General features: G+C 55.9%; 10 protein-coding genes. 4 read left to right on the top strand and 6 right to left on the bottom strand.

The annotated features are described in order from the left end of the window. Positions 1 to 277 precede the first annotated feature (277 nt). From AC07PU_RS31845 to AC07PU_RS31835, 3 genes are all read left to right on the top strand, one after another. A complete protein-coding gene (locus AC07PU_RS31845) occupies positions 278 to 628 on the top strand; it encodes an H-NS histone family protein (RefSeq protein WP_495322313.1) in 351 nt (116 codons plus the stop codon). Between the two features lie 176 nt (positions 629 to 804). Further along, complete coding sequence (locus AC07PU_RS31840; protein WP_495322311.1) at positions 805 to 2,079, top strand: DUF6035 family protein; 1,275 nt, start codon at positions 805 to 807, stop codon at positions 2,077 to 2,079. 122 nt (positions 2,080 to 2,201) lie between these two features. Next, on the top strand, positions 2,202 to 3,035 hold the full coding sequence (locus tag AC07PU_RS31835) for an LEM-3-like GIY-YIG domain-containing protein (protein WP_495322309.1): 834 nt from the start codon (positions 2,202 to 2,204) through the stop codon (positions 3,033 to 3,035). 76 nt (positions 3,036 to 3,111) lie between these two features. Here the strand turns inward: AC07PU_RS31835 and AC07PU_RS31830 are convergent, their stop codons facing one another. Genes AC07PU_RS31830 through zorA form a run of 4 tightly spaced genes read right to left on the bottom strand, consistent with a single transcriptional unit; the run spans position 3,112 to position 11,417 of the window. Continuing rightward, a complete protein-coding gene (locus AC07PU_RS31830; protein ID WP_495322307.1) occupies positions 3,112 to 6,990 on the bottom strand; it encodes an SNF2-related protein in 3,879 nt (1,292 codons plus the stop codon). Then, positions 6,990 to 8,708: an EH signature domain-containing protein gene (locus AC07PU_RS31825; protein ID WP_495322305.1), complete on the bottom strand. Its 1,719-nt coding sequence runs from the start codon at positions 8,706 to 8,708 to the stop codon at positions 6,990 to 6,992. Before AC07PU_RS31825 ends, AC07PU_RS31830 begins: the two co-directional genes overlap by 1 nt. Then, a complete protein-coding gene (locus AC07PU_RS31820) occupies positions 8,702 to 9,406 on the bottom strand; it encodes an OmpA/MotB family protein (protein WP_495322304.1) in 705 nt (234 codons plus the stop codon). Before AC07PU_RS31820 ends, AC07PU_RS31825 begins: the two co-directional genes overlap by 7 nt. Before the next feature lies 1 nt (position 9,407). Then, positions 9,408 to 11,417, bottom strand: a complete 2,010-nt coding sequence (gene zorA / locus AC07PU_RS31815; protein ID WP_495322302.1) for an anti-phage ZorAB system protein ZorA — start codon at positions 11,415 to 11,417, stop codon at positions 9,408 to 9,410. A 377-nt stretch (positions 11,418 to 11,794) separates the two neighbouring features. Between zorA and AC07PU_RS31810 the strand changes: the two genes are divergently transcribed. Further along, on the top strand, positions 11,795 to 12,184 hold the full coding sequence (locus AC07PU_RS31810) for a hypothetical protein (protein ID WP_495322301.1): 390 nt from the start codon (positions 11,795 to 11,797) through the stop codon (positions 12,182 to 12,184). 205 nt (positions 12,185 to 12,389) lie between these two features. Here AC07PU_RS31810 and AC07PU_RS31805 read toward each other — a convergent pair whose 3' ends face one another. Continuing rightward, entirely contained in the window at positions 12,390 to 13,511 is a 1,122-nt protein-coding gene (locus AC07PU_RS31805) for a DUF3800 domain-containing protein (protein ID WP_495322300.1), read from the bottom strand. Between the two features lie 418 nt (positions 13,512 to 13,929). Then, on the bottom strand, positions 13,930 to 15,249 hold the full coding sequence (locus tag AC07PU_RS31800) for a PDDEXK-like family protein (protein WP_495322298.1): 1,320 nt from the start codon (positions 15,247 to 15,249) through the stop codon (positions 13,930 to 13,932). Between the last annotated feature and the right edge of the window lie 290 nt (positions 15,250 to 15,539).

Below are 15,539 nucleotides of genomic sequence, written 5' to 3'. Positions count from 1 at the left end.
AATGTACCGCACAGACCCGTATGAGGTACTTGCCACCGCATCGACGTATGGCTCTACGTATGTAATGACCTCACTCGTAGACAGGCCATATCAAGGTTACGCCGCAAAGTTCTCGGCACGACTCCAACTCTAGGAAAAGCGAAATGGGGAAGGTTTCCCGAGGCGAGGGGCTTCGGGAAAGTTGCAAGAGTTCATCGCTCATCTGTCTTCTGACTGGTGGAAATAAGAAATTGATTGATAGATAATGGCGCTCCAATCAACTAGAAGGACCCTATCAATGGCAAAGTTGACTTTCATCGAGATTCAAAAGCAGATCGAGCAACTTCAAAAAGAGGCTGATCAACTTCGAACGAAAGAGGCCGCTGAAGTCTTGGCGCGAATCAAAGAAGCAATCGCCGTATATGGCTTCACCGCGGCGGAGCTAGGCGTTTCTGTCGGACGAAGCACTCGTGCAGCCAAGAAGGTTGGGCGGATTGCCGGCGGTCGTGGGGTGAAACGGAAGGGTGCAGCCGCGCCCAAGTACCGTGACCAAGATGGAAATGTCTGGAGTGGTCGAGGCCCCCGTCCCGCATGGTTCAAGGCTGCGTTAGAAGCGGGTAAGTCTGCTGAAGAACTGCTTGCGAAGTAAAGAAAGCGGAAGGAGGCAACTGCTGGCTCTTCAGGTGACTGAGAAGCATGGCTGAGGATTCTCCTGAGCGCTTGCCTCGGGAGGATTCTCGTCTCCGACCGGGGCGTCGGCGAAGTCAAGAGCGTCCGGCGCCCGGCCAATCTCTTTGGCTTGAGAAGCCAGAAGTCAAGGAGGTCATGGACACGGAGAGTGGCGAGCATTTATCCGTTGCGGCAGTGATGGGCGCGGACTACGAGCGGTTGATGCGGCTTCGCATGGAGGTTCGTACTCGAATGCTCAAGGATGACCCTCTGTATCGCTGTTCGTTGTGTGGCGTCGCAGTACATATTTGTCGCACCAAAGACCGTTTTAGATTTTTCTTCAAGCATCGGCATGACGATGGAAGTTGTCCTGCCACCACGAAGGGGGTGCTCAGCCAAGACGAGATTGACGCTCGCAAGTACAACGGTGCCAAGGAAAGCAAACTTCATCTCCGAATGAAAGAGTGGGTCTGCATGTGCCTAGTGGCAGATGGCCGCTTTGAGCATATTGCTCAGGAATCCACGTGGAAGGGTTTGCTGACGGGTAGGCGCCGCCAGCCGGACGTGCGCGCCGTCTACCGGGGCCTGCCCATCGCTTTCGAGATCCAGCTATCGACGACGCACTTAAACGTGATCGCAGCCAGGCGCGATTTCTACCTGCAAGAGGGCGGCCTCTTGATATGGCTGTTCGCCGAGTTCGATGCGGAACATCGACGGATGACTGACGACGACGTCTTCTACAACAACAATTTGAATGCATTCGTAGTTAACGTGAAGACTGTGGAGGCTTCCCTTCACGCAAGAGAGTTTCTGTTGGAATGCGTCTGGGCGCGACCAACTTCAGGCGGCGGACATTCGGGACTTCATCGCCAGATCGTTTCTTTTCACGCTCTGACGCTAAACCCGGCCACTCAGCATGCGTACCATTTTGATTACGACTCCGCGAAGCAGGTCCAGGAAGGAAACCTAAAGCTTGAGAAGCAACGGCTTAGAGACGATTTTGAAGCCTGGATGGGTGCTACTGGCTACTACGGTACTGACGCAAAGAGCGACTGGATCGAGTTTCGTTCGAGGTTCAGGCAACATGGGGTTGAGCTCACGAGATACCTTGGGGAGTTTGATCGGCGCTTGCTGACGTGTCTCTACTCAGCAAAGCACAATCGTCCGTGGGGACAAGGCCAGAAAAAGCTTGTTGAGGTGGCCCATCGGGTGGCGAATAGAGAGAAACATCACCTTCAGTGGTTCATGCACGCTGTCCGGAAATACGGACGCTTCGAAACAATGCCGAGCGAAGGCGATCCCGTGCTGTGGAAGAGGCGCTATGAAAAAAGCCGAGCGGAGTACCGATCCAACCCGCAGCCGTTTGAACCAGCTCGTGACCATCAGCGAATGGTAGAGCTGCTGTTCCCGGAGTTACTTCCGCTCCCATAGGGACAGCAGGTGGGGTATACCCCTTGGCTTGCTCTCAATGAGAACCTAAAAGATCGACCCTGACTAGCAACAATATGGCGCCCGTAAAGATTCCCTCGCTCAGTGAAGTCTTCCCTCGTGAAATGTCCCAAGCACTCGCCGCACTTGGTGATTACGTTTACGCCTACTACAGACCCGGTGAGTTCAGGCCTTTCTATGTTGGGAAAGGAAAAGGTGCTCGTGTGCTGCAGCACTGGCGTGAGGCGGTCGGCTCGAAGACGAACCCAAAGCCGCATGAGAGTGAGATTCTCGCAATCCTGCGAGGCGGGGGGATACCGGTAATCAAGTTGCTCGCGTATAACTTGGAGCAGACGCATTCAAGCGAGGTCTACTCGACGGTAGAGCGTGCGCTTCAGGACGCTTTTGGGATTCAAGTGGTCTGGGAGAAAAAGGCTAGCCACCAAAGAAAAGTTCCTCATGAGGCGGCACTCCTTCAGAAGCGGGAGGACAGCGCCAAGCACCCAGTACTCACCCTTGAGGCGGTGCTTGCCAAAGCAAACCTGCGGAAGACGGTCAGCAAGGAGGAACTAGCAGCGCTTGTTGGTGTACCGACATTGCTGGTCGGGCTATCAAAGACTTATCACCCTTCCTACGAGCCACAGCTTGTCGCCGAGATGGCCCGGCAATTCTGGGACCTTGAACGCTACGCCAACACAAGCCTTGGGCCGTTCAAGAAGTCGAGAGGGGCAGTGCTGCTTGCATGGTCATCCATGACCAACCGCCTGCCGATGATCGTTGGCGCTTGGCGTATCGGCCCGGGGTCTGTAAAGCTCGTACGTGGGGACGACCGCTATCAGATGAAGGTCTTGCCCGGCATCGACCATACCCTTCGCAAGAAATGTTTGGGGCTTCGTTTGCAAGGCACGGGGACCAACTGGGAGGGCCCCCGGATCTTGCTTCCGGTCGCCGCAGATTGAGCGCTTGCACGAAGGACCTGGAGCGCGCATGAACGAAGGTCCTTGTGCCGAATTTCAGCGCGCTCGCGATTTCATCTCAAACGACAAGTTCAGTGGACAGTGCCAGCTCCTGAACCGCTTCGTCCAGCTCGTGGTTCGTGATCGGGTGCTTGCCCAGCAATGCTTCAAGGTGGGATCGAACGATTAGTTCGACTTGATTGGCCGAGGCCTGCTCCCTAGCCCCAGCCGTGAAGCGTTGGTTGGTCACAGCTACCCGTCGGAACCGGGTACCCCTAAACCGTGCCTGATACCTTGCAGCGCCGGCCGTCACTTCTTTCACCGCATCCCAACCGACCTCCGCCGATTTGGAGCTTTTGCATTGCAGAAGTTCTCCTTCTCGGCCTTTGAACGCTATCACGTCAATGCCACCATCGCCGCGGCGCTTCGGGGTGACGGTAGCTTGGAACCCTTGCTTCTGCCAGAGCAAGCAGCAGAGGATCTCTAAGCCATCGCCGTCTAGCCGGTCGACATCGTCCATCGTCAGATATCGCTTCGGCATAGCCTCACCATCGTCCCCGCGCCCGACCAGTTCGGTGAACGTCGCATCCTTGCCAGAACCGTTGAGCATTGAGGCGAGGGTGTTATCCAAGCCACCATCGTCCAATGTGGAGCCTGCCAGACCAGCCTTGCGTTTCAAAAGCTGATCGAGCCGGACCTCGAAGGTATGGAAGTCGTCCGCAACCACTGTTGGGCAGTACACGTGGACGTCTAGCTGTTGCCCGATGCGGAAGGCGCGGTCGGTAGCCTGGGCTTCCTTGGAGGGATTCCATGCACGGGTAAAGTGGAAAACATGGTTTGCAGCGGTGACATTGAGGCCCGCTCCCGCTGCAAGGGTGGATAAGATGATGACGTCAAAACCCGGCTTGGCGGAGAACTTGTCGATGTAGCTTTGCCGTCCTTGTGAGTCGCCGTTGATGATGAAAGGGCGCAGTCCAAAGGACTCTTTCAAAAAGTAGTACAGCGCGGCTTGAGCCTCTCGCAACTCCGTAAACACAATAGCTTTTTGACCAGCACGCCGAACTTCCGCCAAGTGGAAAAGCAACCAACTCAACTTTGGGGAGTTCGCGAGGTGCGGATCGCGTCCCGCCTTGTCGACCATGAATTTCGTGCCCGGGAGGCAGTACGGTTCCGCGCAGACCGCCTTCATCAGGTGCAACGCACCGAAGGACAGCTGAGCGCGCTTGCGGCCGTTTGATTCGTTCGCGGCGTCTTGAAGCTTCTTGAGCCCGCCTTTGTACAGAATGCGTTGATGCTCTGTCAAAGGGATTTCAAGAAGCTCGTCATCAGCCAGCAAAGGCTTGAACTGCAGTTCCATGTCCGCAGCCTTCTTGAAAGCAAAGAGCTTCTTTGGAAGGTCCGCGGCGATGTCTGCTTTTGTGCGTCGAAGCGTCTGTGGCGCAATGGCAGATTGGAGGCGCCGTAACGCAGCAAGTTGCTCTTCCGTCTGGCACTCGATGGGTCTACGGTAGGTTTTTCCGAAATCTTCCAAAGCACCTAGTAGGCCAGGCTGCACCAAATCGAACAGGCACCACAGGTCGGCAAGCGAATTTTCGACTGGAGTCCCAGTGCACGCGATACGGAAATCAGCTTTTAGCTTCTTCGCCGCAAGCGTTACCAAAGTCCCTGGAGTCTTGATGCGCTGAGCCTCATCGCAGATCAGGAATGCAAATGGCTGCCTGGCCAGTGAGAATTCGTAGGACGTCAACACCTCATAGGTCGTGACAATGATTTTTGCTGTACTAGCCCAGCCGGGCTTCAGAAGCTCGACGATGCCCTTATCTTGCAGCTGGCGGTCGATCAAGCCGAGCGGTTGCTTGCGAGCCCTCAGTTCGTCGCCGTAGAGAACGAGTACCTCTGGAAAAGAATCGTTGAAGAACTTGCCCGCCTCATTCGCCCAGTTCTCCAGTAGGCTCTTCGGCGCAAAGATGACAGAGGGGGCCGCGTTCGAGTTTTTCTCGTAGTACCAGCCGAGGACGCATAGGAGTTGAAGCGTCTTTCCAAGTCCCATGTCGTCGGCAAGTAGGGCGCCGCGGCACTCAGCTGGTGTCCTCGATACTAGGTGCTGGAACCATGCCACACCATACAGCTGATGCCCTTTCAAGCGAATGGACGGTCGCAGAGACCTCGGTAGAACTGCTTCCCATCCTTCCGGCAACGCAAGAGACGTTCGACGCTCTTCCAGGTAATCGACGCCGTGAAAGTTGGTTTTGATCAGAAGAGTTTCTCGCGACCCCTTCGCCACCTTCTCGCCAGTCCCACCGTCGATCTTTACTTTACCTTCGCCGAGCATTGCCTTGAAACCATCGACAAGCGCTCGAGCTTGTGAGGTGGCAATCGACGTTGGCAGGCTTGTATTGCGAACCTCCGCCATTCCCTGGGTTTCCGCTTCGACAACTTGTCTATCGAAATCCCCGACCCATTCCTTCGTCAGCGGTATGAGGACCTGGCCCTCATGCCCGCGTAGAGTCACCTTCACCATTGGCGTCAGGTCGGGCGGCAGCCATCCGGACTCTTCCTCATGTTCCTTCTTTTCACGCTGGAAGACGGGGACATAGATTGGCTTGGCCACGCCAATGCCTTCGATCCGATGACTGTAACCATCAAGCTGGTAGACGTCGTCGAGGCTGATATGCTGGGCTGGCTGAGTGCGCCACAGGTGAACTAGTTGGATGCCTTGTTCAAGCCGGGTAGTAGAGTCGGCATCGATAGTGAGATCGTATTCATCCCAAGGGAAATTTTCTCGATCCTGCTCGAGCGCGGACCTTAGCGTTCCTAAAAATTGATCCAGCTCATCGGGTGTCTTAAAGCCCTTCGTATCGGTCCTCGCGGCGCCATCGCCGAAGTGCTCAGTGACCAGCAAATCCACGGCCTCGATGCGGCAGTGTTCAGTCCGCCCGACGATGCTGAAAACCGCGGCGACAGCTCCGGCTTCGGCCCGGTCTTCCTCGAACTCTCGCTCGCTTAGTACCTCATGCGCGCTTTCTCCCAAGAAAGCAAATGGATTGTGGACAAATTTCTCAGCCCTGGCCCCGGCCACCTTGCGGTTTGGCATCTCGCGCTTGATGACCCCCAGTACCTTGCGTACCGGCTCGGAAATCACTACGCGAATGCGCCCGGCTCCACGTGTGAAATCGTAGTGGGGCTGCACAGAGTTAAAGCCATCGAACGCCGTGAGCCAACCATCAGGAGCTCCTTCAAACGTTGGCGAGACCGTCAATACTCGCCCAAATGGCGTTTGTTCCTTCGCCAAGGGTAGGCGTAGGCTCTCGGGCGTCAGCACCAGCGTTGTCTCGAGATAGGGGTTTGCGTAAAGTGCGCCCGCATGCTCAGCGAAGCGACGAATACGTCCCCAAGCAAGTTCCTGGGGATGTTGTGCTCTTTCCTCGGATGGGCGGGATTGAAATGCTGCAATTTCGGTCACGACGGACCAAGCCGCTGCTGGCAAGAGTTGAGGATTGCCAGCCACAGTGACAACTGCGCCATCAAGCTGCTCCACAGCTACTTGCTTTATGCCATCGGTCCAACCTGATATCGCGAGCGAGAAGTCGTCAGAAGATAGAGTTCCGGCCCCATCGATGATCGGGCGCAATGGACTTGGCGGTGGAAGGTCTAGCAACTTCAGTGCGCCAACGTGCTCTGCCGCTCCCAGCAGTGCATAGATGTCGGCCCAAGGGATGGTCGCCCCACGAGTATCTACCTGACACCGACGCTCTGACGCGAGCTGAGCCAGATATGCTCCAAGTACCGAGTCTTCTGCGTTGGCCCGATGAATGGCCTCAAGTAGACCCTCAGCGGTTGGTTCGGGGATCTCGCTGTTGAAATCAACACGCACGCCTTCCAAAGTCCAAGTCGTTGCGAGGATGGAGCCGGAGCCTTTGGAGGCCGTGGCACGTTTGAAGAAATCGAGTAGTCCCATTAGCTCTCCGGGAAGTACCAGGCCTGACGGCTATTCGCCCACTTGAAGCCGAGCGCCTTCAGCTCCGATGCCAGCTGTGCGCGTTGATGTGGGTCTTCAACCCATAGTCGCCCCCCGTTTGAAGACTTTCGCCTGTCGTCGATGGAGGTTCCTCGGAATCGAGAGAGAAGTGAGTTCAGCCTTCTCATATCGGGTCCCACTGTGGTCAACTCGGGTATCGTCGCGCTCAAACGTTCGGTGTTTGTTGTGCTGGTGGTAGTAGCTGTTGCGGCGGAAGACGAGACGCGCCGAGGTCCGGGTACATCGGGGAAGATTCCAAGATTTCGGAGATCGTGCTCTGCACGTAAACCCCAACCTTCTCGATGAACGATACGTAGCGCACAGCCGTCCCGAAAGCCAGCGGCCAGGTCAGTTGTGCCGCCGTCGTAGTGACGCGAGTAAGGCTCAAACGGTAGTTGGTCTGCCTTATAGACGTAGCACGCGTTGGGCTTCTTGCTGAACTCGATGATGAGGTACGAGCCCAACTGCATCATGAATGCATCAACTTCAGGCTTGTTTGCCAACTGCGCATAGGCGCCTTCCTCTCGGCCGATAAGTTCGCGCACGCCGGGATTGGTCCGCCTCAACGCCATAGTGTCGGCGCCGAAGACTAGGCGGGTCCAAGAGATCTGCTTCAGATATTTTGACCAGAAGGCCAACCGCCCCTCGTCTGCGTTATTTCTGGCAGCGAGGATATCGAAGAAGTCCTTGAGATTGCGCTCGTTGACCCAACTGAGCACCATTTGCCATACTGAGTCCGGAACTCGGTTCCAAGCGGTGGCGATACCTGCCGCTTTGAGCTTTGGGTTTTTCCAAACCGTCGTTTGACAGACGAAGTCGCGCAGACGCTCATCCGGTGGGGCTCCCTTACAAGCGTGGTAGCGGATTAGGATGGCTTCAATCGCATCGTCTCGAAAGCCTGGTTTGCCCTGAATGAGTTTGATCAGTTGGGGGACAAGCCTGCGGAATTCAGAGTCGGCCTCTGCGGCTGCTCGTCTCACTGCGCCAAACACCAATGCGTGCCAAAACCAGCTCGACGGTGGAATGCCCAGATTTTCCGCGAGACGGTTGATGGGTTCGATTTCGTCTCTTAGGTAGGCTTGCGCGTATTTTTCGACCGGATTCTTGCTCAGAACAGCAGACTCCAAGCGCAGCACGTTCACCCAGTCGGGAACCATTTCCATGCCGGCCTGCCGATCGATCAATGGCCACGTGCGCTCAAGGAACGACCGTAGAGACTCCCAACCTTCCTTCGCGGCCTCGCTTTTTGCCGTCTCGAGGTCAAAGTTGAAGTACGAATAAAGAAGGCCGTGCCAGGTGAGGCGCCACAGATCTCCTTGCTTCGCTTCGGCTTCGTAAGAAGCGAGCAGAGCCGCCAGGTTCGCTGAGGCAAGTGCCAAGGCTCCAGAGTGCTCACGAATGGGCTCGGCCAAAGCGCTGGCGACAAGATCGCGCTGCCACGTATCGAGCGGCTGTCCTCTTACGAAGGTCCGCGCTGCCGCATAAGCATCTTCCTTGTTGGGCTTGGCTTTCGCGTAGCCTTGGAATAGCTGCTCTGCCTCACGTGTAGGCTTCTCTACCAGCTCAGGCCTTCCGAACTCTCCTGCATGCAAACCCATCGCTGCGATTGAGGCGGCAAGGTCTCTGCTCAGATGTTGAAGAGCGGATGCGGCTAGCACCTTCCAAACTCCTTGCCCTTCAAAACGTCGCTCGCGTCGGGAACCCGTTCGTCCAAACCCCAGAAGTCAATCTTGAATTCGACGCGGCGACTTTCAGCTTTGTCTTTTTTTATGGAGTTGAAAGAATAGCCGCCCACTAGGAACAACTCCTGTACCTTGCGAAGCTGTTCAGGCGTCAGCACCTCATTGGCTGCGCTGCCCTGAAACAGCGAGCAGACCACGCTGCGACTGCGGTCAAGGCTGAGTTGGAGGTTGTAGAGGTAGGTGCCGTCCTCGTCGGTGAACCCCTCGACGACGACACTGCGCATCCATCGTTGCCCTTCGGGCGTGTCCTTGGCCTTAAGAAGCACGGGGATGTAGCTTCGCAGGAACTGCCCTGCGGTCGCGTTGATGGTGTACTTGCCGCTGTCAAATCGAACTTCTTTGCCCAGATCGATACGAAAGTTCTGTTGATCGACGCCAACGCCTGAGCTCTTGGGGTCTTGAGCAATCATCGCCATTACTCGGTTGATCGCCGCACTCCTTTCGATGGTCGCTCGAGTCGCGGCGTCGATGCTTTGGGTCACCGAGACCAACGTTACGGCCATTACGACCAAGAACAGGACCATCAACGCCGACATCAGGTCGGAGAATGAGATCCAGAAGGGGCTTTCGCCTTCGTGCTTACCGCCTCGCTTGAGAACCAGTCGAGCGAGCACGTCAGGCCCTCTTCATGCGTTGCACAGCGTTAGCGAGTTCCTGAACCACGCCGTTCAGATGCCCGGTTCCTTGTGCGAGATGACGGTCGGTCTCTGCGATGGTCGACTTGACCTGGCTCACCAGTGAGTTGCCAAAGTCGCTGAAGGCCTTTACCAGCGCTGCATTGACTTGCTCCAGGTGGGAACGAGATTCCATCTCCGACTGCTTCATCGCCTCCGCGCTGGACTTGATGCTGTTGACAAGCTCTTGCGATACGCCCGCTTCCTTCTTGACTGACTCAATAAGGCCCATGAGGGCGGCCACCTGTGTGTCCACGGTCTTGCGTGTGGAGTCATACTGTTCAAACCCACGCTGAACCGCAGTGGATGCAGCCTGGAGGGTGGCGGCGGTAGATGCCAAAGTATTGGCTGCTTGCGTCGATCGATCAAAAGCACCTGTGACAGAACTGCCGGCCGTCTCGAATCGCTGAGCGGCCGTGCCCATCGTCAATGCTCCTTGATTCATGCCGTCGATGGCTCGCAAGGAGACATCGCCCAGCGCGTCAATGTTGCGCTGGGTTTTTGTGACCTGATCCGAAACCGCTCCAAGCAGGGATTCGACCTGAGTCGTCAAACCCCCGACCAACTGATTGGTCTGTACGGCCAGCCTATCGTTGCGGCCAGATTCCTCGGCTGCGGAGACCTTGCGCAGGTTCTCCAAGCCCTCCATGGCAGTGGCGACCTCGCCAAGAACTTTCATCACTGCTTCGTCCATAGCCTGCTTGGACTTGTGCTGTTCGTCTGTGACCAAGCGTCTGAAATCCTGCACGAACTCGCGCATTTGGTCCGTGAGCAGTTGCTGGTTATCTGCAGCCTTCCTCATCGCATCTTCGAGCGTTCCGCTCATCTGAGACGCTGCTTGCTCGTTTGTCTGCTTGATGTCGGCTAGAAGCCCCTGCAAGGATGCCTGCACCGCTGCCATTGAGTCCATTGAGCGCTGCATCTGCTCATTGATGCCGCGCATCTGTCCACCGAAGGTGTCCTCTAGCTTGGCCATGAACCCGGTCAGCAAATTCTCGAGCATTGAGTTGACCTGCTCACCGTTGCCACGAGCCGTCACCTCCATGGCATCACTGACGCGTTTCATCGGCTCGGCAATGGCCGTTGAGATGGCCTCACTGATGTGTTTACCCAGTGCGAGGGAGGAAACCTCCTGCGCCGCGATCTGTCGATCGACAAGGTTGGTCATCATCTTGTGAAGGTCCTCCACAAGAGCATCCTTGAGCTGCGCGGTACTGGCAGCGCTTTGCTCTGACGACTTGACCAATCTTGCCAGGTACTCCTCGCCGGCTCCCGTTTGGTACAGGCTGTCAATACCGTGCGTCAGGTGTTCGACGAGCCGATAGAGGTACGCCAGTGCGAACCGGCTGATGAACACCACCAGCATCGCGCAGGCAATAGCGGCGCCGGAAGCCACAAAGGCGTGCTGGACGCCTTCCAACAGAGGGCCAAGCCCGTTGACTGTGTTTTGGATCTTCTCGGGGTCAACCTTGAATTTCTCCAGCCCGCTCAGCAAGCCAGCAAACGTTCCGATGATGCCGAGTCCAGTGAGTACACCAGGGAGGTGTCGAGTGAACTCATCGAACAAGCGACCATCGACCAAGACCTCCTTGGTGAACATGGACTCAGCGGGAACGGTAGCCCGAAATTCAGCAAGCGCGGTCGTTCCGGAACTCGCCTTGCGCAGCTCATGCAGCGTATCGGCGTACTCTTCCCATAGGTGTCTCAGAGGCTCCGATCGAAATGCGGGAGCAACTTTCTTCGGATCTGGCGCGGTACCTGCCGTCCGGAATCGACGAACCGCCTTTATCGTGGACCTGAGCTGCCACCAGACCTGTGTTCCCTTGAGCGCATATCCAATCAAGAACGCCAGGGTAAGCACCGCAACCAGCAGAAATACGTAGAGCGGTAGGCCATGAAGACTTGCAAGCGACGGATGGACCGCGCCCAAGGCGTTGGACACTTCATTCACTCACTGTTCCTCCTATGTTGCGGATTCCCTCGCGGGAAGGCTTTCCGCTCTTGTTGCTCTCGGTGCGTGTGTGAAAGCTTCCGACCGTGATCTCCAGAATGTCGCCCCAGATCCCATGGCCTTGCTCTGGCGCAGTGGCTAGGAATGGGCTTGACCTCGGTATGCTTTCGGATAGCCGCCCGACCGTCTCTTCGGCGCTCATGTCTCAATGCGTTGCGCTTTGCAACATACTGTACACGATGCTGTAGTAAATATGTCTGCAGGCGACTACTGGCCTAACCAGTCGGATCGTGGCCTCCTCTTCTCAACCAAAACCGCTTGCAAATCACCCTGTAGACGTTCGCGGCGACCGGCTTTTGCTCGAAACTTACAGGCCTATGAACGCCGCCAGCGCCTCACTTCTTCACAAGATCGCGCGAGCTCGCGCCGCCGCGCCTTTTGATCTACCTCTCGTACGAGACTGTGCGGATGCCGTGCTCGCATGGGCGATGGCAAGTGGCGAACAAGAGGCGGCGATGGCTGGCCTGAAGGCTGCCCACGGGTCAAATTGGTCGCTCGTCACCGCGCTGCAGCTTCTTTCCGGGAGGCGTGGCCTTTTCGCCGTGGAGTGCAGCGCTCCTGATGAGCGCGCTAGGCTCTATCACGCACACCTGCTGGCAAAGGTTTGTTGCAACCAGGCCAATTTGGGAGCGGTAAGCATGCCGACAACAGAAGAGGTCGAGGAACTTCGCAGGCTTGCAGAAGAGCCGTTGCCAAAAACCACCTAGAAGGTTGTCTGAGGTGCTCGAAGATACAGCCCTCGCCCGTACCGGGGTGTGAAGCCAGCTTTCCCACTCCACTAGGAGGTCAAGAAATCACTGTGACGCCGTCGGCGTTGCAACCCGAACCGGGGGGCGTGTATGTTGCTCCTCGTTCGAATAGTGCAGAGGCGTATCGCGATACTCAGTCGAGTGGATGACGTACGAGCGCGCTTTAGTAGCGATTTTCGTCAGGATATTCTTCGCCGTCGACAAACCAAGCATTTTTGTAGCCGCTATCAAGGGGCGCCAGATTCTGTAGAAAACACGGGCACTCATCGTTGGCTTTATCGATGATCTGAGCTAGGAGAAGTAGGTTCAGATGCTGCTGTTCGCTGAATGTTGCTTTCTTTGCCTCAAGCTCATCGATGGAGTTTTTCTCCAGAAAGCTGAAGTGCTTGCCGAGTAGGCCGCACACTACGTCTGCGATCTCTATGCCAGGCTCGCTTCTGGAATTGGCAAAGCTGTAGGTCAGCTCGCGACCGCCCTCTATGAAGCGGAAGCGACGTAGATACCTCTCAACCTCAGGCTCCTCATCGAACGTATGACTTGCGTTCCGGAATGTAGCGAGGCGATCGATGAACAAGCCATGGAATCCTCCGATGAGCGTGTTTGGTTCGTTGCCGTCGAGGAAAACCAGGGGTGTTCCGCACGATGCGATTGAAAGCATGTCGAAGAAGGCCATCGCCTCGTAGTTGCGAAATCCGCGAACCTTGTCGAAGAGGTACGCCCTGACAGCTTTCAAAAATTCAGCCGTTTGCTCTGATGGCACGTTTGGATAGTTGAAGGTCTTCAGGAAGCGGAAATAGCCGAGCGGGTCGAGCCTTACGATGGAATGCAGCTCATTCTTCAGCTGAAGATGGTAGGGCCATAGATTTTCGAACTGCTGGTCGGTCAGTAGAGAGTCGACCAGATCGATAATCGACCAATTGAGAACACTGAAGTTCGTAAAATGTATATACAGAGGACTTTCAAGTAGCCAAGTCAGAAGCGCTTCGAGTCGATGCGATGAAAGTATTTTTTCATAGGGTCCCCAAGCTACATGCTTGAATTTCATCTCTGGAGCGTTTGCGGGAATGCGAAGATCTTTCTTCAGCTGCGCCACATCGGGAAGAGTCGTTCCAGGCCTGAGGGCGATTCCACCTAAAACAAAGCAATCGAGCGCTTCTTGATTCAGTCCAGTCTCTGTGAGGGTAAGCCGACGAATGTTGTTCGTCTCGTCATAGAACAGCGAATACTTATCGTCAGCTGAGGGGATCAACGTCAACTCCGGCTTGCGAAAAATGCCGACATCCATATCTCGACTTGCACTTCGCTTATCACTCATAAACTCCTCAATTCGACTGATCGCGATTGCGTAGTGTTGCGAGCGACTTTTGCTACCTTGGCTGAAGCGCCAGGATAAGAAAAATATGCAATCTTGAATAAATAGCCGTCGATGATCCAAATCCAGACATGGGAGAGCGGGCTCGGATCAATGTGCTTTTGAGTGAGCGCTACAGATAACGCGGAGAAAAACCTTAGCTGGCCAAGCGCTGATGTCACCCAGAGCATGCATGAACGAGCGACGGCGGGGCGCCTCCCTTCTCGGGAATCGACAGTGTTGATCGACGTTCCGGAAAGGGATTGCCTGCTGCTTGTGGATACTTCGAACGCTATGTCGCCTTCGACGGTGACCCTCGTACAAAGAGCCGACGTCCGAGCAACCCCTTGGGTCACCCGGTGATCGATGTCAACTTCTTATCAGCCAATTCTTTTCTAAGCCAAGCTAGTTGCGCCCGTACCGCCTCGACGGCTTCTACTCGACCGAGGCCTCGCCTGACAGTGATGTCGAAGGTCTCAGCTGACCTCTTGGGCATGCTCCCACCTGCTTTTTTCCGGATCTCGGAAGCGAACGCACGCAACGGCTCGCGTGTGTTTTGGCGGACTGACCGAAGATCTAGATACGTAAACAGGTCAAACTTGTTGTCTCGGTTGGCCACGCGTACGGAAACTGGGAAAAAGTATTCGTCCCGATCCTCGACGAGGCTTTGCCAGGAACGCAATGAATACCACGCCTTGATCCGCTTCACATCAGAATCCAGATCCGCAGGAAATTCTTTGCTCAGACTGTTGAAAAACGGAGCGAACCGCGCGCGCTGGCGGCATTCGTCCCACAAAAGCGATCGTGTGTGATAAAGCTTGAAGAGAGACAGCGTCGCGCGCCCTTCGGCGCTTCGTGTGTTGCCTGAAATGTCTTCCAGCACGTTCAGGAATTTTCCACCAGCGGGCCTGCCGATCGCGCACATGGTCTCAATCGCTTCGCCATGCTTCGCTGCGACTGAACTGATAAGTCGGCCCTTGGCCGATGCGCTTGTCGACTCCTCGTCCTCGTCTTGCACTGCATCTCGAAATTCTGCCAGTGTGCGGCGTACGTCCGCGGAGATCGCCGGATCGTTCTCCTGTTCAAGGAGGAAGCCATTGAGCCAACTGTAACTGACCGGAAGCCACTGATCATCTTTCGGCTCCGCCTCGAGTTTGTCAAGAAAGATGTAGACCTTCTGGAAGTCAGGGAAGCGCTTCTCAAGGACCGCTCGATACCGCCTGAGTTGGTCCGGTGACTCGCCCGCGCCGAACTTGTTTTCTATTGCGATGCACACCTTGGTCATTGGCTCGATGACGACGACATCTAGCAAGTTCTTTCGGCTTTTCGCGCTAGTGGCCGGCGCGTTGCGCTGCTCTACTCGCAGCTCGATGTTCACCAGCATGTGCGAGAGAGACAGGTGGTGGATGTTGTGCGGCCGCAGAAAGTCCTGAGTCGGCTTGTCCAGCATCGAGGCCTTATCCAGCTGTCCTGCAACGATGAGCAGCGATCGCAGTGCGCGGTCGCCGAGTCCGTGCCCTTCAGATGGATCGAACAGCCAGGCAAGCACGCGTGATACGTTGATCTCGCGAGGCGTGCAGACTTCCAGGGTGCCGCGCCGCGCGGTCGCGTTCAGAAGCTGATGAACCTCCGGATCGCCGAATAAATCGCTAGCGCAGTCGATATGTCTCATTGCCAATTCATCTCTCTGTTGGTGATGTGCAAGGATAAATGTATCCGTCGTCAATCCGCCTGCATAGCTAAATGCTGATGTGATGCCGCGCCGCCACACCTGACTCGGTAGCTCAGAACTGCCTGGTGGCGATGCGTCTTAGGTTAGAACGCTAGTGGATCCATCAGCCTGATAGACGAAGATGCGGTTAAGAAGATTTTCAAGGCTCGTGCTCTTATCGCGGAGTCTTGTCACCTGAACGCGAATCGCCCGACCGAGTGTTTCCGCAAGCTTCGTGCGGAGAGGCTGCT

The organism is Variovorax sp. GW821-FHT10D07 (assembly GCF_059415325.1).
The sequence above is the reverse complement of the archived record's forward strand: the minus strand, read 5'-3'. Positions and strand labels throughout refer to the sequence as shown.